The 20,760-nt window shown below is 72.2% G+C and carries 15 protein-coding genes; 10 read left to right on the top strand and 5 right to left on the bottom strand.

From position 1 onward, the window contains the following. The 3 genes from choV to G4G93_RS09430 all read right to left on the bottom strand — a co-directional run bounded on the left by choV (window position 1) and on the right by G4G93_RS09430 (window position 3,158). A complete protein-coding gene (choV, locus tag G4G93_RS09440) occupies window positions 1–1,239 on the bottom strand; it encodes a choline ABC transporter ATP-binding protein (RefSeq protein ID WP_165083445.1) in 1,239 nt (412 codons plus the stop codon). 25 nt (window positions 1,240–1,264) lie between these two features. Beyond that, entirely contained in the window at window positions 1,265–2,122 is an 858-nt protein-coding gene (choW, locus tag G4G93_RS09435) for a choline ABC transporter permease subunit (RefSeq protein WP_165083443.1), read from the bottom strand. A gap of 85 nt (window positions 2,123–2,207) precedes the next feature. Further along, window positions 2,208–3,158, bottom strand: a complete 951-nt coding sequence (locus G4G93_RS09430) for a choline ABC transporter substrate-binding protein (protein ID WP_165083440.1) — start codon at window positions 3,156–3,158, stop codon at window positions 2,208–2,210. Window positions 3,159–3,465: 307 nt separating this feature from the next. Here G4G93_RS09430 and betI point away from each other — a divergent pair, with 307 nt between their 5' ends. Next, a complete protein-coding gene (gene betI / locus G4G93_RS09425) occupies window positions 3,466–5,535 on the top strand; it encodes a transcriptional regulator BetI (RefSeq protein ID WP_246736640.1) in 2,070 nt (689 codons plus the stop codon). A gap of 149 nt (window positions 5,536–5,684) precedes the next feature. Next, window positions 5,685–5,852 carry a hypothetical protein gene (locus G4G93_RS09420; protein WP_165083438.1) on the top strand — a complete coding sequence of 56 codons (168 nt, stop codon included), beginning with the start codon at window positions 5,685–5,687 and terminating at the stop codon, window positions 5,850–5,852. 690 nt (window positions 5,853–6,542) lie between these two features. Here G4G93_RS09420 and G4G93_RS09415 read toward each other — a convergent pair. Next, entirely contained in the window at window positions 6,543–6,773 is a 231-nt protein-coding gene (locus G4G93_RS09415) for a hypothetical protein (RefSeq protein WP_165083436.1), read from the bottom strand. A gap of 72 nt (window positions 6,774–6,845) precedes the next feature. After that, on the bottom strand, window positions 6,846–9,050 hold the full coding sequence (locus tag G4G93_RS09410) for a TonB-dependent receptor (protein ID WP_206289650.1): 2,205 nt from the start codon (window positions 9,048–9,050) through the stop codon (window positions 6,846–6,848). A 558-nt stretch (window positions 9,051–9,608) separates the two neighbouring features. Here G4G93_RS09410 and sbnA point away from each other — a divergent pair. The 8 genes from sbnA to G4G93_RS09370 are packed head-to-tail and all read left to right on the top strand — an operon-like array spanning window position 9,609 to window position 20,602. Continuing rightward, window positions 9,609–10,607 carry a 2,3-diaminopropionate biosynthesis protein SbnA gene (gene sbnA / locus G4G93_RS09405; protein ID WP_165083434.1) on the top strand — a complete coding sequence of 333 codons (999 nt, stop codon included), beginning with the start codon at window positions 9,609–9,611 and terminating at the stop codon, window positions 10,605–10,607. A gap of 50 nt (window positions 10,608–10,657) precedes the next feature. Further along, window positions 10,658–11,668, top strand: coding sequence for a 2,3-diaminopropionate biosynthesis protein SbnB (gene sbnB, locus G4G93_RS09400; RefSeq protein ID WP_165083431.1), 1,011 nt, complete (start codon window positions 10,658–10,660; stop codon window positions 11,666–11,668). An 11-nt stretch (window positions 11,669–11,679) separates the two neighbouring features. Continuing rightward, on the top strand, window positions 11,680–13,488 hold the full coding sequence (locus G4G93_RS09395; RefSeq protein WP_165083429.1) for an IucA/IucC family protein: 1,809 nt from the start codon (window positions 11,680–11,682) through the stop codon (window positions 13,486–13,488). 32 nt (window positions 13,489–13,520) lie between these two features. Beyond that, the gene (locus G4G93_RS09390; RefSeq protein WP_165083427.1) at window positions 13,521–14,750 is read left to right on the top strand and encodes an MFS transporter; all 1,230 of its coding nucleotides are present in this window, start codon (window positions 13,521–13,523) and stop codon (window positions 14,748–14,750) included. After that, entirely contained in the window at window positions 14,747–18,151 is a 3,405-nt protein-coding gene (locus tag G4G93_RS09385) for an IucA/IucC family siderophore biosynthesis protein (protein WP_165083425.1), read from the top strand. Before G4G93_RS09390 ends, G4G93_RS09385 begins: the two co-directional genes overlap by 4 nt. Then, window positions 18,148–18,930 (top strand): HpcH/HpaI aldolase/citrate lyase family protein, encoded by a 783-nt coding sequence (locus G4G93_RS09380; RefSeq protein WP_165083423.1) that lies wholly within the window; start codon window positions 18,148–18,150, stop codon window positions 18,928–18,930. Before G4G93_RS09385 ends, G4G93_RS09380 begins: the two co-directional genes overlap by 4 nt. Then, the gene (locus G4G93_RS09375) at window positions 18,927–20,135 is read left to right on the top strand and encodes a type III PLP-dependent enzyme (protein ID WP_165083421.1); all 1,209 of its coding nucleotides are present in this window, start codon (window positions 18,927–18,929) and stop codon (window positions 20,133–20,135) included. The genes G4G93_RS09380 and G4G93_RS09375 overlap by 4 nt, the downstream gene beginning before the upstream one ends. Beyond that, complete coding sequence (locus tag G4G93_RS09370; protein ID WP_165083418.1) at window positions 20,132–20,602, top strand: ParB N-terminal domain-containing protein; 471 nt, start codon at window positions 20,132–20,134, stop codon at window positions 20,600–20,602. Before G4G93_RS09375 ends, G4G93_RS09370 begins: the two co-directional genes overlap by 4 nt. The last annotated feature ends 158 nt before the right edge of the window (window positions 20,603–20,760 follow it).

Below are 20,760 nucleotides of genomic sequence, written 5' to 3'. Positions count from 1 at the left end.
TCAGGTGTTCTGGAGGAGGCCGCGGTAGATCTCGGCGTGGTCGCACAGGCCGGCGAGGCGGCCGAGCTCGTCCACGAACACGATCGGGTAGGGCGAGCGCAGGCGCAGGTCGATCGTCGCCCGCAGCGGCAGCGCCATCGGGGCGACGACGATCCCCCCGGCATCGCCGCAGCTCCCCGCCCGGTCGACGCGCGACAGCGGCTCCTGACGGTTCCCGACCTGCGCCATGACCGGGCACCCGTCGGCGCCGAGGCGCAGGCGCACGGTGCCGCCGCGGTCGAGGAGGACCGTGTCGCCCTCCCGCCGCAGGTCCGCGGCCGGCGTCATCACCGTGCCGCTGTCGAGCACCTCGAGCGGGTTCATGTGCTTGACGAATTCGGCCACGTAGGCGTTGGCCGGCCTCAGCACGATGTCGGCCGGGGTGCCGAACTGGACGACGTGGCCGCCCTCCATGATGGCGATGCGGTTGCCGAGCTTGAGCGCCTCGCCGAGGTCGTGGCTGACGAACACGATCGTCCGGTTGAGCCGGCGCTGTAGCTCCAGGAGGTCGTCCTGCAGCTTGTCGCGGATCAGCGGATCGAGAGCCGAGAACGGCTCGTCCATCAGCAGGATGTCGGCCTCCGTCGCGAAGGCGCGGGCGAGGCCGACCCGTTGCTGCATGCCGCCGGAGAGCTCCTGGACCGCCTTGTCCGCCCAACTCGCCAGCCCGACCATCTCGAGCTTCTCGTCCACGACCCGCCGCCGCTCGGCGGCCGGTATGCCGCGCAGTTCGAGGCCGAAGCCGACATTGTCGCGCACGCTGCGCCAGGGCAGCAGCCCGAATTGTTGGAACACCATCGAGACGGTGTTCAGCCGCACGTCCCGCAGCACGGAAGCGCGGCATCGGGTCAGGTCCACCGCCGCGCCGCGGTGCTGGACCAGGACGTGGCCGCGCGCCACGCGGTTGAGCCCGTTGATCGCCCGCAGGATCGTCGACTTGCCCGAGCCGGACAGGCCCATCAGCACGCAGATCTCGCCCCGCTTGACGTCGAGATCGACCTTGAACGTGCCCATCAGGGTATCGGTCCGGCGGCGGATCTCGTCCCGGGTGGCGCCCTGGTCGGACAGGGCCAGGGCGGCCTTGACGTTGCGCCCGAACGCGATGTCGACGTCGCGCAATTCGACGGCGTTCGGCGCGGCGCCGGCCTGCGCAAGGACGGGGGTTGCGGCGGCGAAGGACGTCGCGTCGGCGATGCTCATGATCCGGTCCTCCATGATCCGGTCTTCATGGAGAGCTCCTCCCGTTGCGCGGCGCGGGCCGCTTGCACACGCGATCGAGGATGATCGCCAGCACCACGATCGCGAGCCCCGCTTCGAAGCCCATGGCGATGTTGACGGTGTTGAGGGCGCGCACGACCGGCTTGCCGAGGCCGTCGGCGCCGACCAGCGCGGCGATCACCACCATCGACAGGCTCAGCATGATGCACTGGGTGATGCCGGCCAGGATGGTCGGCATCGCGCTCGGAAGCTCGACCTTGACCAGCATCTGCCAGCGCGTCGCCCCGTAGGCGAGGGCGGCCTCCCGCAGGCTCGGGGGAACCGAGGCGATGCCGAGCTGCGTCAGCCGGATCGGCGCCGGCAGGGCGAAGATCACCGTGGAGATGATGCCCGGCACGGTCCCGAGCCCGAACAGCACCAGGGTCGGGATCAGGTAGACGAAGGTCGGGATCGTCTGCATCAGGTCGAGGAACGGGCGGATCGCCGCGTAGAAGAGCGGCCGGTGCGCCGCCACGATCCCCACCGGCACGCCGATCAGCACGCAGGTCGCCGTCGACCAGATCACCAGCGACAGCGTTTCCATCGTGGCCTCCCAGTAGCCGAGGTTCACCACGAGCAGCAGGGAGGCGACGATGAACACCGACAGGCCCACCGAGCGGTGGAGGAGATAGGCCGCCGCCGAGAACAGGCCGATCAGGGCGAGCGGCGGCACCGCCAGCAGCCCGTCGGTCAGGCCCTGCACCATCGCGCCGAGCACCGTGGAGATCAGGTCGAAAAAGCCCTGCCCATGGCTGTTCAGGAAGTCGACGCCGTCCTTGAGCCAGATGCCGAGGGAGATCTTATGGGAGACGATCCAGTCGTACATGAGCGCCGATCCGCCGCGTAACGAAAGGGGAGGAAAGCCGGCGCATGGCCGGCGACCAAGTCGAAGGCGTTACAAGTCGAAAGCCTTATTCGACGCCGAGGGCCTCCCGTACGGCGGGCAGGCCGGGCTTTCCGTCGAGGGTCTCGACGCCGGACAGCCAGCGCGTCCAGGCCTCCGGATCGGCCTTCAGCCACTGGTCGGCGGCCTTATCGGGATCGAGCCCGTCGAACAGGATCGACCCCATCACCGCGTTCTCGGTCTTCAGGTCGAAGGTCAGGTTCTTGAAGAACCGGCCGAGGTTCGGACATTCGGCACCGTAGCCGGCGCGCAGGTTGGTGAAGACCTCGGCTCCGCCGTAATTCGGTCCGAACGTGTCGTCGCCCCCGGAGAGGTGGCGGATCGCGAACTTGGTGTTCATCGGATGGGGCTCCCAGCCGAGGAACAGGATCGGCTCCTTGCGCCGGATCGCCCGGTCCACCTGGGCGAGCATGCCCTGCTCGCTCGACTCGACGAGGTCGAAGGTGCCGAGGCCGTAGGTGTTGTCCTTGATGATCGTCAGGATCGTCCGGTTGCCGTCGTTGCCGGGCTCGATGCCGTAGATCTTGCCCTTGAGCTGGCGACGGAACTTGGCGATGTCGGCGAAGCTCTTGAGGCCGGCGTCGTAGAGATAGTCCGGTACCGCGAGGGTGTATTTCGCCCCGGTCAGGTTCGGGCCGAGGACCTCGATGGCATGGGACTCGAGGTAGGGCTTCCGGTCGGCCGCCATGGTGGGCATCCAGTTGCCGAGGAAGACGTCGATGGTTTTCGCCCTGAGCGAGGCGTAGGTGACCGGGACCGACAGGGTCTGGGTCTTGGGGGCGTAGCCGAGGCCGGCCAGGACGCGGGAGGCGAGCGCCGTGGTGGCGGTGATGTCGGTCCAGCCCACATCGGCGAACCGCACGGTCTTGCAGGAGGCGGGATCCGCCGCGGCCGCGGTGACGAAGGACGAGATCCCCAGTGCCGTGCCGAGGAGGGCTCCGGTTGCGAAACGGCGCATGACAACCCCCTGTCGCGGAGCCCCGCCATCCCGTTGCGGCAGGCCCGTTGAATGGTCATTCAATCCAACGCAACCCGCGATGTCACGCACTTTTTTCTGTCATCGATGGCGCAATGCAAGCATTTATGCCGGATTTTTGTGCGGAGCAGCAAATGAATACTCTCACGGGATAGGAGTATCAGGTGGTCGGTAGAGCGATCCGATTCGGGGCTGCCATTGCGCGGCGCATCGAATTGAACGACTGTTCAATCTCCCTCCGGAGGCTCGGCGACGCGAGCGGGCCGGACTTTCCGGCACAAGGACGGCGATGACCCGGCCGAACCCCATCCAGACCAGCCCGATGCAGACCTTCGAGGCGGCGCGCCGCCGCCATCTCGTCGAGGCGACGATCGAGACCCTCGCGGAGGTGGGCTTCAAGGCCGCCTCGCTCAGCGAGATCGCCCGGCGCGCGAACGTTTCGGCCGGGCTGTTCGCCCACTATTTCGGCGACAAGGACGGGCTGCTCGAGGCCACCCTGCGCTTCATGGCGGCCCGCCTCGCCGGGGCGACCGCCCGCAGGCTGGCGGCGTCCCGGACTGGGCGGGAACGGCTCTTTGCGGTCTGCGACGCCGCCCTGGCCGACGAGGAGTTCGACCGGCGCACGAGCGCCGTCTGGCTCGCCTTCTGGGGCCAGATGGCCCATTCGCCGCGCTACCAGCGCGTCCAGGCGATCTACCAGCGGCGGATGATCACCAACCTGCGCCACGGCCTGCGGGGCCTGGTGCCCGCCGATTGCGTCGCACTCGATGCCACGATGATCGCCGCGATGATCGACGGCCTCTGGTTGCGCTCCCACGTGGCGAACGCCACGCCGGGGCAAGCCGGGGCCGGCGGTGCGGCCGCCCGCGCGGTCGTGCACGCCTTCATCGACGGCCTGCTCGCGGGGCCGGACGCCGGCGCCTCTCCCGGGCTTGGCGAAGCGGGGGCTGGCGGGGTGCGGCCGATCCGCGTGGCGGCGCCCGGCGCCGCGCCGGAGGCCATCCGGCATCTTAGCCCGGCCACCGGCGAGGAAATCTCCCGCTTCCTTCCCGCCCGGGAGGCGGAGATCCGCGGGGCCGTCGACGCGGCCCGGGCCGGCTTTCGCGCCTGGCGGTCGGTGGGTGGGCCGAGCCGCGCCCCGATCCTGTCCGCTTGCGCCGAGCTCCTGCGGGCCGAAGGGCCGGACCTCGCCCGCCTGGAGGCCCGCGAGACGGGCCGCCCGGTCCGCCAGATCGCGGGCATCGACCTGCCGCGGGCGATCCGCCTGCTCGATTCCGCCGCCGGGCTTGCCGAGGGGAATGCGGCGACCCAGGTGGAGCTCGGGCAGGGGCGGCTCGGCCGCCGGACCCGGGAGCCGCTCGGCCTCATCGCCGCGACGGGGCATTGGAGCGCGGCGATCCTCGGCCTGTGCGAGCAGGCGGCCGCCCTGGCCTGCGGCAATGCGGTCCTCTACGCCGCCGATCCGGGCGCCGCCCGGACGAGCGCGGCCGTCGCGGAGCTCTTCGTCCGGGCGGGCCTGCCGCGGGGGACGCTGACCGTGCTGCGCGGCGATCGCGAGACCGCCCGCCTGCTGCGGGCCCATCCCGGCCTGCAGTCCGAGCCCTGCGAGACCCGGAACGATCTCGATCTCGACTTCGATCTCGACCTGGGCGCCGGCCTCGGGGCGGCCAAGACCGCCACGATCGTGCTGCCGGGCGCCGACGTCGACCGGGCCGCCGCCGCGATCCTGCACGGGCACGGGACCTGGCTGCGCTCGACCTTCGCGAGCCAGACCCGCCTCCACGTCCATGCCGAGATGCGGAGCGCCCTGCGCGAGGCCCTTCGTGACGCCGCCGCCGCGATGCGCGCCGGCGACCCGCTGGATCCGGGCACGCAGATCGGCCCGGCGCATTCCGCGGCCCACGCCGCCGGGCTGGAGACGGCCCTGCGCGCCGACCTCGCGGCCGGTGCGGAACTGGTCTTTGGGGAAGGCCGGCCGGCAACCCCCACCCGGGCCCCCGGGATGGGGCCGCTCGTCCTCGATCTCTGTCGGGACGACATGGCCCTCGTGCGCGGGCACGGCTTCGCCCCGGTCGTGACCCTCATGCCGTTCGAGGACGAGGCCGCCCTCAGCGCCCGGATCGGGAGCCCCGCCCTTCGGGCCGGGATCCTCGCGGGGGATCCCGGGCGGGCCTGGACGCTGGCGCTCGCCCTCGACGCCGCCTTCTGTGCCATCAACCCCTCCGACGATCCGCGTGACGGTGCGGGGCCTCCGGGAACGTCGTCCGCCTTCGCCGATTGGTCGGTCTGCGTCCGGCCGGACCGCAGCCTGTCGCGGCTCGCGCGAATCGTCGGTCCCGGGCGCCCGCCCGCAGCGTGATCCCCCGGCACTTGCCGTCCTTTCCCGTCGGCCCGGTCTTCGCGACGCTCCGCAGGTGACGCTACCGGGCCGCCGCCTTCTCGGCGTCGCCCGTCCGGGCCGGGACCGCGGGAACGGCCGCGTCGTCCCTGGCGAAGATCCCGGGATCCTTGGACGTCACGTCGAAGGACAAGGTCGCGATGACGGCCGCACCGCACCAGTCGGACTGGAACGTCCCGTTGGCGATGCCGCGCGGCTGCGCGGTGATCGTGCCGCACTACGTCTTCGTCAGCGTCGTGGTAGCGCAAGTCCAGTGTGACAGACTTTACCGTGTATGAGATGCCGATATTTCCATAGGTGTAGTTGGACAGGTTGAACCGGCCGAACGATGCGTTCGACATTCCAAGAAAATAATGCCCGACCTCCGACGACAACGTCAGACCGCTCGGGAACAGGCCGAAGGTGCCTTCGGGAATGGCATATTTCATGATCCTGGAGACGTCGGTGCCCGGGGCGCGGGTATCGAAGTAATTCGGAGAGGTATAGATGTTGTATCTGATGGTGAGGGCGTCGTTCGCCGTGCAAGGCGCTCTGCCGACGAACTCGTAATAATCCGCGTTGCTGGTAGCGCAGACGGTCCGGTCGACGGCCTGCGTCAGCACGCTGCGCGGGCCTTCGGACGCTCACCCGGGCGACTGACCTGTCGCTTGGCGATCGCGCCTGCCTGGCCGTAGCGGGTCAGCTCGCTGCCCCCGCATTCACGACCGATCGGGCTCAGTCGCGGCTGGACGGCATCGATCTCGGCGTCACGATCGAGCTGCCGCGCTGAACCGCTGGAAAACGAGGTTTATGTTCCATAATATTACTTATGCGAATCATGTTTGTAGGCGTGCAGTTCGAATGTCCCACCTGAGCCAAGCGGGAATGGCACACTCCCCTGTTCTGCGGAACGCGGGAGGTCCGCCATGGGATGGGTCCGGATGAGCGAGCGCGAGACTCGCGGGGCTCGAGGTGCTGCAGGCGGATCGTCAGACCGTGGCAACTGCGGCCGGGGCCCCCGGGGATTGTTCGGTGGTCCGGTGCGGATCGAACGTGGCGTCCTTGCCGTATTCCCGATCGACGGCCTCCTGCGCCAATTCGAAACGCTGTGTGGCCTTGGACAACCAATGCTGGAAATCCCGATCGGCCGCGGCGCGCACCGCCGTGGCCGATCGTTGCTTCGGTGAGGTGAGCGGCAAGACCTCGACCTCGCAGAGCACGATCCCGTCCCTCACGATGCGACCGGTCGGAAATCGTATGATAGCCCTGAACTTATTGCATCTATCCGGATTCTAAAAATCCATAGAGGCGGAGAGCAGAAACGTTCGCGGGGTCCCTTGGCTGAGAATGCCGCGGCCCGTCGAAGCCCAGTAGTTGTGGCCCGTCACGTTGACGACGTTCGCCCGCAGGGTCAGCGGCCGATCCTGGAACACGGTGTTATAGCGCAGGCCGAGGTCGAGCGTCGCCCAGTCGGGGATCTTCTGGCTGTTGGCGAGGTCGTAGTACTGCGCCGAGGTGTAGATGACCCGCCCGGTGAGGGTCAGTCCGGGGACGAGGCTCGCGGGCAGGTCGTATTCACCGTAGAGGTTGAGCTGCACATCCGGCACGCCGACCGCGGTCCGGCCGACATTGCGCGGATCCTGCGAGCGCACCTGCACCCCGTCGAGCAGGGTGACGCCGCCGAGGAGCCGCACCCCGGGCATCGGCTCGCCGAACACCGTCAGCTCGACGCCGCTGTTGCGCTGGCGGCCGTCGACGGAGAAGACCAGGCTGCGCGAATCGAGGAAGCCGAAGGGCTGCTCGATCTCGAAGGCGGCGAAGCCGACGCCGACGGTCCCGAAATCGTACTTCGCGCCGATTTCGGTCTGCCGCGAGACGAAGGCCGGGAAGGCCGCGGAGGCATTGACCGCGTTGACCGGCGCGGCCGGCGAGGTCAGGCCCTCGATGTAGTTGGCATAGAGCGACAGCTTCTCCCAGGGCTTCACCACGAGGCCGACGCCCGGCGAGAAGGCACCGCTCTCGCTCGAGCCGGTCCGGTACCCGGTGGCCGGATTGTAGGAGTTGACGTCGAGGCTCTGCCAGCGGCCACCCAGGGTGAGAAGCACCCGGTCGTCGAGGATCGACAGCGTATCGGCGACGGCGATGCTGCGGTTGATCCGGCTCGACGTGCGCGGGGTCGCGTTCGAGAGACCGAAGGTGGAGCGCGGCGCGACGTAGGTCGGATCGTAGAGGTTCGAGATGATCGTCGGCCCGACGGTCTGGGCCGGGGGCTGGGCGAGGTCCTGCCAGAACCCGACCGCGGCGAGCCCGAAGCTGTGCTTGACCGGCCCGGTCTCGACCGTGCCGCGCAGGCCCGCCTCGGCCGTCTGGTTGACGATGTGGAACGGCAGGTAGCTGATCGGGTCGCGGTAGTCGCCCCGCGCGTTGAAGATCGTCAGGACGCCGCCGAAGTATTCCTGGCGGAAGTTCGACACGCCGTAGGCGCCGTAGAGCGTCAGGTCCGGGGTCAGGTCGTACTCGACCCGGGTGGCGAGCTGCTGGTTGGCGCTGTCGCGGTACTCCCAGGGCTGCTGCTGGTTGAGGGTCAGGTCGGGCGCGCGGGGAATCCGCACGCCCGCGGCCACGTTGCGGTTGCGCAGCGGCGACGTGAAGTCGAGCTCCTGATAGCCGAGATCGAGGCTCGCCCGCAGGCGCTCGCCGCGATAGTCGAGGGCGAGCGCGGCGACGCCGAAGTGCAGGCTCTGGTTGTCGATCGGTGTGTGGCCGTTGTTGAAGGCGCCGTTGAAGCGCAGGCCCCACTCCTTCGCGTCGCCGAACCGGCGGCTGACGTCGACGGCCTTGTACACCTGGGCGGTGGACCCGTAGCCGAGCGTGACGCGGGTGAGCGGATCGTCTCCCGCCCGCTTCGGGATCAGGTTGATGCTGCCGCCGATATTGCCGAAGGGCGGCACGCCGGAGAGGAGCGTCGAGGGACCCCGCAGAACCTCGACGCGCTCGATCGGCTCGATCGCCGGGTTGAACGCATCGGCGACGCCGAACAGGCCGTTGAACGCCATGTCCTGGGCGAAGACCGGGAAGCCGCGGATGAAGAAGCCGAGAATGCCCGAGAAGGCCGGCACGTTGGTGCGGATCGACGGGTCGTTGTTGACCACGTCCTGGACGCTGCGCGCCTGCTGGTCGCGGATCAGCTTCTCCGTGTAGCTCGTCGCGCTGAAGGGCTGGTCGAAGACGTTGCGGTTGCCGAGGAGCCCGAGGCGCGACCCGGAGCCGACGTCGCCGCCCGCATAGGCCGGGGGCGGCGGCCCGACCACGCCGGTCGGCGGGGCGGGCCGGTCGGCGCGCTTGGCGCCGCCACTGCCCGCCACCGTGATCTCGTCGAGGCGGATGTCGCCTTCGGCGAGCGCGCCCTGCACGAGGCACGGCAGCGCCAGCGTGGCCAGACCGAGGCCGGCTCCGAGGCGGCGGTTCCGGGGACGGGGGCGTCGGGCGTGCCGCATGCGATGATGATCCAGCAAATGGTAGTTCGAGCGCCGGCGTGCCGTCGGCGCAGTTTGCTATTCGGTATCTCCGCGTGGCGCGCAACGATTTCGTGATCGATCGACGCGGTTATCCGCATGATTGTGGCCGTTCGAGCACAATATTTAAAATATAATACCTCTAAACTGCGACCTCCATCAGGGCGCCTGTCTTATGGTTGCTGCTGTGGTTGGACGTGTCGTCACTTCTCCCCCTGCGGCATTGTGACCGATCCGGAGATGCGGGCGGATCGGCCCGGTGCCGGCAAGCGCCGGCCGGGCATCGCAATCGCCTGGCGGGCATCGGGAAATCCCGCTCCATCGAATTTGTCGAATTCCGATCCGGACGTCGTCTCGCGATCATAGCAATCTAGAATAAGAATTGATTGTAATGATCGTTGAAAAATCTCTTGAATGACGCATCTTCGTGGCTATGTACGCCGCACATCGGGGCGACTTCTCACGAGGACGGGCAAAAACCCGGTTTCGTCTGCCGAAGTCATGCCCGATATCGAACAAACGCCAGACGGGGAGTTGTCCATGAAGCCGGCGCTTGAGATCCGTGTCGGAGACACGCCGCTCGTCGCTCTCGACAGGTTGTTCCCGCCGGAGGTCGTCCCGGTCTTCGCCAAGCTCGAGATGCTGAACGTCGGCGGCAGCGTGAAGGACCGCACCGCCCACTACATGGTCTCGCAGGCGCTGGCCGCCGGCCGGGTGACGGCGCGGAGCCACCTCGTCGAGAGTTCGTCGGGCAACCTCGCCATCGCGCTCGCGATGATCGCCCAGCGCGTCGGCATCCCGTTCACGGCCGTCGTCGACCCGAACATCGCGCCGACCAATTGCCGCCTGATCGAGGCCTTCGGGGGCCGGGTCGACATGGTGCGGGAGAAGGACGAGGGCGGCGGCTACCTGCACACCCGGGTGCGGCGGGTGGCGGAACTGTCGCGGACCATCCCGGGCGCCGTCTGGCTCAACCAATACGCCAATCCCGACAACTGGCGGGCCCATTACCACGGCATCGGCGCCGAGATCGTGCGCGAGATGCCGGCGGAGCCGACCCACCTCGTCGCCGCCGTCTCGACCTGCGGCACCCTGATGGGCATGGCGCGCCGCCTGCGCGAGCGCTGGCCGCGGATCGAGGTCGTCGCCGTCGACCTCGACGGATCGGTCATCTTCGGCGGGCCGGGCGGGCGGCGCGACATCCCGGGCATCGGCGCGAGCCGCGTGCCCGAGCAGCTCTCGCTGCCCGAGGTCGACGCGGTGATCCACGCGACCGACTGGGAATCCACCCTCGGCTGCCGCCGTCTGGTGGAGCGCCAGGGCATCCTGGCGGGCGGCTCCTCCGGCACCGTCGTGGCGGCGATCCAGAAGCTGATCCCGCATCTCGGCCGCGGCGCGCGGATCGTGACGCTGCTGCCCGATCGGGGCGAGCGCTACCTCGACACGGTCTACGACCCGAACTGGCCGGCACCGGAGCGGCGCCTGACCAAGTCCTTCGAGGCCTCCTACCGCCGCCTCGCGACCCGCTCCGCCGCCTGACCCCCGCGCGGCGCGCCCCTCTCCCCACGACCAACGAAAGGACCACCGCGATGGCCTCTGCCAGCCTGCGCTACCTCTCGCGCTCCGACATCATCGGGATCGGGGGCGACCGCTCCGACCTCTACATGGCGGCGATCGAGGAGGGTTTTCGCCTCCACGCGGCCCGCGATTTCGTCCAGCCGCTGAAACCCTACCTGCGCAGCCCGCGTGCGCCCCACATCGCCGACCGCATCATCGCGATGCCGGCCTGGATCGGCGGCGAGCAGCCGGTGGCCGGTCTCAAGTGGATCGGCTCGAAGCACGACAACCCGTCGGCGCGGGGCCTCGAGCGCGCCAGCGCGGTGATCGTGCTCAACGATCCCGAGACCAACCATCCGGTCGCCGTCATGGAAGCGGCCCTGATCAGCGCCATGCGCACCGCCGCCGTCACCGGGCTGGCCGTGCGCCACCTCGCGCGGCGAGGCTTCGCGGAGGCCGCGCTGATCGGCTGCGGCCCGATCGCCGCCCGGCAGGCCCAGACGCTCGCCGAGCAGTTCCCCAGCCTGGAGCGGGTGCGCCTCTTCGACCTGCGCCGGGAGGCGGCCGAGGATCTCTCAGGCGCGCTGCGCGACCGATTCCCGCGCCTGCGCACCGTCGTCGCGCCGAGCGCCGAGGCGGCGGTCCGCGACTGCCCGGTCGTCGTCACCTGCACCGTCACCGACACGCCCTACCTGCCCTACCGCTGGCTCAGCCCCGGCACGCTGCTCGCCAACGTCTCGATCATGGACGTCGAGCGCGAGGTCTTCCTGAAGGCCGACAAGGTCGTCGTGGACGACTGGGACCAGTGCAACCGGGAGAAGAAGATCATCAACCTGCTCGTCGAAGCCGGCGAGTTCTCCCGTGACCGGCTGCACGCCGAGCTCGGCGAGATCGTGGTCGGGCGCCGGCCCGGGCGGGAGAGCGACGAGGAGATCATCCTGCTCAACCCGATGGGCATGGCGATCGACGACATCGCCTGCGCCCGCGCGGTCCTGCGCCACGCCGAGGCCGCGGGCGCCGGCACCGTGCTGCCGCTCTTCTGAGGGCGCGCCCGATGCCCGGACCGACCGCCGCCGCGCCGCACGCCCCGAATCTTGCCCCGGATCTTGCCCCGGACCTCGCCCGGGAGGTGCTGGCCGAGCTGTTCGACTCGCTCTGGATCGAGGACGTCGCGGGCTTCCGCAGCCGGGGCGTCCTCGGGCCCCCGGACGGCGACGGGACGCGCGACTACGCCCTCGCGCTCGGGCCGGGCCATCTGCGCGCCCGCGTGCGGCCGGACGGCTGGCGGGACGGCGTGCGGCTCGCGGGGGCCGCCCGCTACGAGGCCGCCCGCGATGGGCGCGACCTCGACGCGCCGGGGCTTCTCGCCATGGCGCTCGACGCGCTGCCCGAGCTGGCGCCCGCCGTGCGTCGCCGTACCCTCGACGAGATGGCGCGCCTCGTCGACGACCTGCCCGACCGGGAAGCGGCGACCGATGCCCTGGCGACGCAGGCCCTCGCGGACGATCCGTTCGCCGCGCCCCTCGCCTGGGAGCGGCTCGCGGCCTGGCGCGACCGGCCGTTCCACCCGCTGGCCCGCGCGCGCCACGGCCTCGACCGCGCGCAGAGCCTCGCCTACGGCGCCGAGGCCGGGCGGTACTTCGCCCTGTCCTGGTGCGCGCTCGCCCGCGACCGGCTCGCCGGCTCGCCGGGCGCCGGACAATCGGGACCCGCCGCCGCCCTCCTCGACCCCCCGCAGCAGGCCCTGCTCGCCCGCGAGATGGAAGCCCGCGGCCTCGGCGCGTCACACGTCGCCGTTCCGCTCCACCCCTGGCAGGCCGAGCACGTCCTGCCCGGGCGCTTCGCCCCGGAGCTCGGCGACGGGCGGCTCGCGATCCTGGACTTCCGCGGCCCCCTCGTCGCGGCGACCTCGTCGCTGCGCACGGTGGCGCTGCCGTCGCGCCCAGGCCTCCACCTCAAGCTGCCCCTCGACGTGCGCACGCTCGGGGTCCGCCGCCTCCTGCCGCCGCAATCGCTCCACAACGGCCTGCACGGGGCCGCCCTCCTCGCCGCGGCCCTCGCCCGCGATCCGGTCCTCGGCCGGTCGGTCGAGATCGCCGACGAGACCGGATTCTGGCACTTCGCGGAGGCCGATGGCGACCTCTATGCCGAGCGCCCCGGCCTGCTCGGCTGCGCCTTGCGGCGTCTGCCGCCGGGCGGTCCCGCGGTGCCGCTCGCGAGCCTGGCGGTCGCGCCGCAGGGCGGCGTGCCGACAGCGGTTCGGGCGGTCGCCGGGGACGCGCCGGACCTCGCCGCCCTGTTCTCGGACCTCGCCGGGCTCGTGCTCGGGACCGTCCTGCGCTGCGCCTGCCTCGGCTTCGTGCCGGAGCTGCACGGCCAGAACGCCCTCGTGGCGTTCGCGGGCGGGCGGCCCCACCGCCTGATCCTGCGCGATCACGACACGGTACGCACCGCGCCCGACTGGCTCGCCGGGATCGGCCTGCCCGTCCCCGCCTACCTGGTCACCGATCCGCTCCGGAACACGCTGCTGCTGCGCCGGCCCGACGACCTCGTCGCCTACGCCCAGACCCTCGCGATCGACGTCGCCCTGCGGGCGGTGGCGGAGGCGTTCGCGGCGGCCGGGACCGGCTTCACCCTGGCGCAGGCCCGGCGGCTCCTCGTCGCCGCCGTCGAGCGCACGCTCGACGAGGCCGACGCGCCGTCCGGGCGCAAGGCGCTCGTGGCCGACTGCATCCTTGAGCGCGAGACGGCGCCCTTCAAGGAAGTGCTGACCCCGCTTCTGGCGGCGCCCACGCTCTCGACCTCGATGCCGAGCCGGCTCGGGCGTGCCCCGAACCCGCTCTACGCCGGACGGCTCCCGTGAGACCGCCCGTGAGGTCGCCCGTGAGGTCGCCCGTGAGACCGCCCGTCGGCCCCGCCGGGCTCGCCGCCCTGGTGCTGCTCCAGGTCGCCGTGACCGCGGCGCCGCTCGCCCTGCTCCCGGTCCTGGGCCTCCAGATCGCCCGGATGGACGTCGATCGGATCGGCGCCTCGCCCGCCTTCTGGACCGCCGCGGTGCTCGCGGCCCCTGCCGTCACGACCCTGGCGATGACCCCGGCCTGGCCCGCCCTGGCGCGGCGCCTGTCCCTGTCGGCGCTCGTCGTCTGGACCGGCCTCCTGTCCGCGGCGAGCTGCGGGCTGATCGCCCTGGCCGCCGACCCGGTGCTCCTTCTCGCCGGGCGCCTCGTCCAGGGGCTCGCGGGCGGGGGCGTCGTGCTGGCCCTCGCCTTCCGGGCGGCGGGGCGGAGTGCGGGGCGCGACTTCTCGCTGATGCAGCAGGCGGTCTCCGCCGGATGCCTGATCGGTCCCCTCGCCGGGGGGCTGGCCTTCGAGCGGGGGTGGATCGGCGGGCTGATGCTCGCCTGCGCCGGGCTGATCCTCGCCCTTGCCCTCGCGGCCGCCCACGCCGCCAGGGCGCTGGCGAGCGAGCCGGAGGCCGCGGCCGGACCCGCAACGGCCGGACCCGAGAAGGCAGGATCCTCGGCAGGCGCCCGGACCCTGGCCCCGCTCCTCGCCGGGACCTGCGGCAGCGCCGGCGCCTTCGCGTTCGTGGCGTTCTTCCCGACCTGGGCGAGCGCGCACGACGCGGCGCTCTACACGCCCGGCCTGATCGGCCTCCTGCACAGCCTGAGCTGGGTCGCGGCCCTGCTGGTCCTGCCCCTCTGGGCCCGCGGCCTGGACGGCGTTCGGCCCGTCCTCGCCCTCGGCCTGTCGCTCGTCGGCTGCGGCCTCGGCTACGCCCTCGTGCCACTCGGCCTCGGGCTCGCCGGGATCGTCGCCCTGCGCCTCGTGCAGGGCGCGGTCTATGCCGGTCAGGCGCCGGCCCTGTTCGCGGCGGCGGAAGGCGCGGGTCGGAGCCGCGCCGCCGCCCTCGCCCGGGCCCGGGCCGGGCTGACCGTAGGCCAGCTCCTCGGCCCCGTCGCGGCGGGCCTCGCCCTCGCCCCCCTCGGTCCGTCCGGCCCCCTCTTCGTGGCGGCGGGCCTGTCGCTCGCCGGCGCGCTCGCCCTCGCGCCGTCCCTGCTTCCCCGCGTCCAGACCGCCTCCCTCGCACCCGATCCCGTCCGCACCCGGAGCCGCGCCCCATGATGCCCTCCCCCCTCGCCCGGCCCGTCCCCGAGGCCGTCGATGCCGTCCAGGCCGGCCTCGCCGTGGAGCGGCTGCTCAACACCTGGCTGCGCGAGCGCGCGACGGACCTCGTCCCCGTCGAAGGCGAGACCTGCGCGATCCCGCTCGGGCCTGAGACCCTGCTGGCGCCCTGTCGGCGCGCCTCGCCGGGCGGGTTCCACGCCTGGGGCGCCTCGTTGCGCCTGCGCCGGGCCGACGGCCGCATCGTCGATCTCGACGATCCCGCCGAGCTGGCCCGGCGGATGATCGACGCCGCCGCGCCGGAGGCGACGCCTCTGCGCGAGGCGATGAAGCGGCGCCTCCTCGACGGCCTGCACCGCTCCCGCGACCATGCCCGCGCCTGCGCCGCCCGGCCCTTCGACCCGACGCCCGCGGGGCTGGAGAAGCGGCTCTGGCACGGCCACCCGTTCCACCCCCTCGCCAAGAGCGTCGACGGCTTCTCGGAGGACGATGCGGCGCTCTACGCGCCCGAGCGCGGGGCGGCGTTCCGCCTGCGCTGGCTGGTCGTCGATCCCGATCTCGTGGCGAGCCTGTGGCGCATGCCGGAGGACGGACCCCGGACCGCCGCGGCGCTCACCCGCCTGTCGGGCCTGCCCGCCGAGCGGGTCGCGGGTCGCATCCTGATCCCGAGCCATCCCTGGCAGGCCGCGCGGCTCGAGGCCGATCCGGCCGCCGCCGCCCTCGTGGCGCAGGGTCGGCTCCTGATCACCCCGCCGTCTGGCGAGCCCGTGACGCCGACCTCCTCGGTCCGCACGGTTTTTTCGGCCCGGGAGAACCTCTTCCTCAAGCTGCCGATCGCGGCCCGGATCACCAACTTCGCCCGAACGAACAGCCGCGAGCACCTCGCCCGCAGCGTCGCCGCCGCGAGGGCGCTGGCCGCCCTGCGGGAGGTGGTGGCGGGGTGCGGCCTCGACGTGCTCGGCGAGCCCGGCGCCCTCTGCCTCGATCACGCCGAGCTCGACGCGGTGACGGGCGTGCTCGTGCGCGAGGGACCGTCCGCCCCGGCCTGCGTGGTCGCGGGCCTGCTCGAACCCTCGCCGCAGGACGGTCGGCCGATCCTGGCGGCGATGGGGGCGGCGCTCGAGGACCCGGCGGGCGCGGAGGAGTGGCTGCGCGCCTACGCGGCGGCGGCGATCCTGCCGCCGCTGCGCCTGTTCGCCCGCGCCGGGATCGGCCTCGAGGCCCATGCCCAGAACAGCCTCCTCGTCCTCTCCGGGGGCGTGCCGGCCCGCCTCGTGGTGCGCGACCTCGAGGGCGTGAGCATCGACCGCGACCGCCTCGCCTCCCTCGCCCCGGCCCTCGCCCTCGACGCGGCGGTGCTCTACGGCGCCGAGGAGGCCTGGCAGCGCCTGCTCTACTACCTCGTCGTCAACCAGGTCGCGCACGTCGTCGCGACCCTCGCACGGGCGGCCGAGCGTCCCGAGGCGCCGCTCTGGCGGGTCGTCGCCGATACCCTCGCGGCCTCCGACGAGGATTCGCGGACCGCCGCCCTCGTGGCGCGGCTCCTCGCGGCCCCGACCCTGCCGGCCAAGGCCAACCTCGCGAGCTGCCTCGCCGGACGCGGCGAGCGCCCCGACTACGTCGCGATTCCCAACCCGCTGCAGGCCGCCCGGGCCGGGGCGGACACGCGGGCTTGGCGGGAGGCCGGAGCCCGCGTCGCCGGGCAACTCCTCGGCGCCCTCCTGCACGAGGGCCTGCTGGCGGATCACCTCGTCGACCTCGCCGGCCCCGGGGCGGACCTCTCCGTCGCGATCACCCCGTCGAGCGGCCGGACGACCTACCGTGCCCGGGCCCGGCGCATGGTCGGGTACGAGCGCATCCTGATCGACCCGGGCAGCCTGACGGCCGACGGCGAGCCGGTCGACGACGCCTCCCGCCTCCTCGCCGACCTCCTCCCCGACCTGCCGGGCACGACGGCGGATCACGGACGCTTCGCGGAGGAGCTGGCGCGCACGCAAGCCAACCACGCCGCGGCCCTCGCCCACGGCGCCGCCACGCGCCTGTCCGGCCTGAGCTACAATGAGCTGGAGGGTGCGCTGCCGGACGGGCATCGCTACCACCCCTGCTTCAAGTCCCGCATCGGCTTCACGCCGGAGGACAACCGCGCCTACGGGCCGGAATTCGGGCGGGCCCTGCGCCCGGTCTGGATCGCCGCCCACGGCTCGATCGCGGCCGCGGGCTCCCTGGCGGCCCCCGGCCGGCAGGATGGCGGGCTCCTGGGGCAGAGCCTCGATCCGGCCACGCTGTCGGCCTTCCGCTCCCGGCTCGGCGGGCGGGCCGAGGAGTTCGTCCTGCTTCCGGTCCATCCCTGGCAGTGGCGCCGGATCGGCGAGGCCGCGACCGAGGAGCACCGGCGGGCCGGCCGCGTCGTGGCGCTCGGGCCCGCGCCGCACGCCTACGGCGCGCAGACCTCGATCCGCACCCTCGCCGACCGCACCGCGCCGGAGGCCCCCTCGCTGAAGCTGGCGCTGTCGATCCGCAACACCTCGACGGCCCGCACCCTCGCGCCGCACACGGTGCTCAACGCGCCGCTCGTCAGCGGCTGGCTCGCGGAGGTGGCGGGGGCGAGCCCCTACCTGCGCGACAGCGGCGTGGTGCTCCTGGCCGAGCGGATGGGCGTCGCAGTCACGGCTTTGCCCATCTGGGACCGCGACGGCGCGACACGCGGCGCCCTCTCGGCGATCTGGCGCGATCCCGTCGCGCCGCACCTGCGCGAGGGCGAGGGCGCGGTTCCGTTCGCGGCGCTCACCCACTGCGACGGGCCGGCTCCGTTCATCGCCGGCTGGATCGCCCGGCACGGGGTCGAGCCCTGGCTCGACCGGCTGCTCGCCGTCGCGATGCTGCCGGTGGTCCACTTCCTCCTCGCCGAGGGCATCGCCCTCGAGAGTCACCAGCAGAACATGGTGCTGTTCCACCGCGACGGCTGGCCCACGCGCGTCGCCCTCAAGGACTTCCACGACGGGATCCGCTTCATCCCCGACCACGTCGCCCGGCGCCCGCGCCTCACGCCGACGCCGCCCGAGCACGCCCGCGTCAACGCCAATTCCTACGTCGAGGCCGCGGACGTCGAGGACGTACGCGACTTCATGGTCGACGCCCTGTTCGGCGTGAACCTCGCCGAGCTCGGCTACGGTCTCGACCTCTGGTTCGGCTACCCGGAGACACGCTTCTGGGATCGCGTCGTTGCCGCGCTGGCCGGGCATTGCGCGGCGCATCCGGCGGCCCGGGCCGGGGCCCTGCGCTACCGCCTCGCCGCCGACACCCTGGTGGTCGAGGACCTGGCGCGGCGCCGGCTCGATCCGGCCCATGCGAGCGGCCGGCGCAGGCCCAACCCGCTCGCGGCCCTGGCGCACCGGCTATGAGCGCCCGCCTTCGCCTCAAGGACCGGCTCGAGGCCGGGCGGCCGGCCGGCGGCCTGTTCGTGTCGATCCCCGCCCCGGAGATCGTCGAGATCGCGGCGGTCGCGGGCTTCGACTTCGTGCTGGTCGACCTCGAGCACACCCTGATCGACGGGGCAGACCTGGAGCGGATGATCGCGGCCGCCGACCGGGCCGGCGTCAGCGCCCTCGTCCGGGTGCCGGGCGCAGGCTCCGAACGGATCCTGCAGAGCCTCGACGCGGGCGCCGCCGGCATCGTGGTGCCGCGGGTCTCATCGGCCGCCGAGGCCGCCGAGGCGGTCCGGCGGGCCCGCTACGCGCCCCGCGGGATCCGCGGCCTCAATGCCGGGCGCCTCGGCCGCTACGGCGATTGCGACCTGCCCGGCCTGCCCGCCCGCCTCGACGCGCAGACCCTGGTCGTGGCGATGATTGAGGAGACCGCCGGGCTCGCGGCGGCCGCCGCCATCGCGGCGACCGACGGACTCGACGGGCTGCTCTTCGGGGCGGCGGACTATTCGCAGGCGATCGGCCTGCCCTGGCAGACCGGCGCCCCGGCGGTGGCCGAGGCGGGCGCGGCCGTGTTGCGGGCCTGCCGCGAGGCCGGGATCCACGCCTTCGCCATCGTCCGCAGCGAGGCGGACCTGCCGCGGCTGCGGGACGAGGGCGTGCGCGGGCTCCTCGTTGCCAACGACCGCGGCCTGTTGCGCCGCGCCCTGAGCGAGGCCGACCGCGGCTGGCGCACCATCCTGGAGGCTTCTCGATGACCTTGTTCAGGCCCTCGGCCGAGACCATCGCCGCTCTCACGCAACGAGATCGGCCGGTCTGCGCCTTCCTGCACGACCTCGACGCGCTGCGGTGCCAGGCGAGGAGCCTCGCCGCGCCGCTCCCGCCCGGCACCGATTTCTTCTACGCCGTCAAGGCCAACAGCGATCCGCGCGTCCTGCGGGCGCTCGCACCCTGCGTGAGCGGGTTCGAGGTCGCGTCCTCGGGCGAGGTGCTGCGGGTGCGCGACGCGGTCGGCTCTGCGGCGCGCATCGTCATGGGCGGGCCGGCCCGGACCGAGGACGACATGCGGGTGATCCTCGCCCACGGGGTCGAGCGGCTCCACGTCGAGAGCCTGCACGCGCTCCGCCTGGCGAACGCGGCGGCGGCGCGGGCAGGGGTCGTCCTGCCGGTCCTGCTGCGGGTGAATCTCGCCGGCCCCGTGCCGGGGGCGACGCTGACGATGGGCGGCGCCGCCACTCAGTTCGGCATCGAGGAGGCGGCGATCCCCGACGCGATCGCGATCACGCGGGACTGCCCGGCCCTGCGCCTGGAAGGCTTCCATTTCCACACGGTCTCGAACAACCGCGACGCGGCCGGCCACGTGGCGCTCTGCGCGGCCGAACTCGCCCTCGCCCGATCCTGGGCCCGGGAGCACGGGGTCGACCTGCGCATCGTCAATCTCGGCGGCGGCTGGGGGGTCGACTATGCCGATCCCGCCTGGCGCTTCGACGCGGCCGCCTTTGCACGCGCCCTCGCCCCGCACCTTGCCACGGATGGTCCGGCCCTGCAGTTCGAGTGCGGGCGCGTCGTGGCCGCCTACCACGCGGTCTATCTGTGCGAGGTCCTCGACCTGAAGCGCACGCATGGCCGGTCCTTCGCATTGCTGCGCGGGGGCACGCACCATTTCCGGCTGCCGAGTTCCTGGTCGCACGACCATCCGTTCCGGATCGTCCCGCGCGAGGCCTGGCCTCACCCGTGGGCGCGGCCGGCACTGACGGACATGCGGGTCACTCTCGCCGGTGAGCTGTGCACACCCAAGGACGTCCTGGCCCGCGACGTCCCGGTGGCGCGGATACGGGTGGGCGACCTCGTCCAGTTCGAGATGGCCGGGGCTTACGGCTGGGACATCTCCCACCACGATTTCCTCTGCCATGCCCACCCGGAGCGGCTGTTCCTCGACCAGGACGGCGTGGCGGCCGCATGAGCATGGCCGAGCCGTTCCTGCTCCCGCCGCTCGTGCTGCGCCCGACGGAAGAGACGATCCGCAGCCGGATCGGCGAGGTCATCGGGCTCATCCTGGACGAGCAGGCCTGGACGCAGCCGATCCGCGTCGAGCGCGGCACGCTCGCGGTCCTCGACGGCCATCACCGCCTGGCCGCGGCGATCCAGCTCGGCCTTGGCCGGGTGCCGGTCCGGACCTACGACTACGCCACGGTGCCGCTGGCCTCCTGGCGTCCCGAGATCCAGCCGACCCGCGACGAGGTTCTGCGCCGGGCGCTCGCCGGGCAGCTCTACCCTCCCAAAACCACCCGCCACACCTTTGCGCCCGAGCCGCTCGCGACCGTCGGGCTTGGGCGGCTGCTCGGCGGACCTGAACGCGACCCCATCCTGCGCGACGAAGTATCCTCCCGGCGCCTCCGGACCGGCACCGTCCCGCTCCATCCTGGCTGATCGACCGAACCGCTCCAGGTTTTTCGGAGGCCTGTTGTCTTGGGTCAGGCGGCGGTCAGGCGGCCACGGCCTGATTGCTGGCGTGGGCATGATAGCGCGCGTCGGTGTGTGTCAGCGCGGGTGTGGGTCCCCGTTAGCATCTTGGCCTGATCATTGGG

This window comes from Methylobacterium sp. DB0501 (genome assembly GCF_011043735.1).
Classification (GTDB): Bacteria; Pseudomonadota; Alphaproteobacteria; order Rhizobiales; family Beijerinckiaceae; genus Methylobacterium; species Methylobacterium alsaeris.
Note: the sequence above shows the minus strand (reverse complement) of the source record. Positions and strands in the feature narration are given on the sequence as shown.

Excerpts from the sequence above, each read along its gene's own strand:
- G4G93_RS09380 (WP_165083423.1), top strand. The coding sequence starts at position 18,148 with ATGAGCGCCCGCCTTCGCCTCAAGGACCGGCTCGAGGCCGGGCGGCCG.
- choV (WP_165083445.1), bottom strand. The coding sequence starts at position 1,239 with ATGAGCATCGCCGACGCGACGTCCTTCGCCGCCGCAACCCCCGTCCTT.
- G4G93_RS09410 (WP_206289650.1), bottom strand. The coding sequence starts at position 9,050 with ATGCGGCACGCCCGACGCCCCCGTCCCCGGAACCGCCGCCTCGGAGCC.
- G4G93_RS09395 (WP_165083429.1), top strand. The coding sequence starts at position 11,680 with ATGCCCGGACCGACCGCCGCCGCGCCGCACGCCCCGAATCTTGCCCCG.
- G4G93_RS09370 (WP_165083418.1), top strand. The coding sequence starts at position 20,132 with ATGAGCATGGCCGAGCCGTTCCTGCTCCCGCCGCTCGTGCTGCGCCCG.
- G4G93_RS09385 (WP_165083425.1), top strand. The coding sequence starts at position 14,747 with ATGATGCCCTCCCCCCTCGCCCGGCCCGTCCCCGAGGCCGTCGATGCC.
- choW (WP_165083443.1), bottom strand. The coding sequence starts at position 2,122 with ATGTACGACTGGATCGTCTCCCATAAGATCTCCCTCGGCATCTGGCTC.
- sbnA (WP_165083434.1), top strand. The coding sequence starts at position 9,609 with ATGAAGCCGGCGCTTGAGATCCGTGTCGGAGACACGCCGCTCGTCGCT.
- G4G93_RS09375 (WP_165083421.1), top strand. The coding sequence starts at position 18,927 with ATGACCTTGTTCAGGCCCTCGGCCGAGACCATCGCCGCTCTCACGCAA.
- sbnB (WP_165083431.1), top strand. The coding sequence starts at position 10,658 with ATGGCCTCTGCCAGCCTGCGCTACCTCTCGCGCTCCGACATCATCGGG.
- betI (WP_246736640.1), top strand. The coding sequence starts at position 3,466 with ATGACCCGGCCGAACCCCATCCAGACCAGCCCGATGCAGACCTTCGAG.
- G4G93_RS09430 (WP_165083440.1), bottom strand. The coding sequence starts at position 3,158 with ATGCGCCGTTTCGCAACCGGAGCCCTCCTCGGCACGGCACTGGGGATC.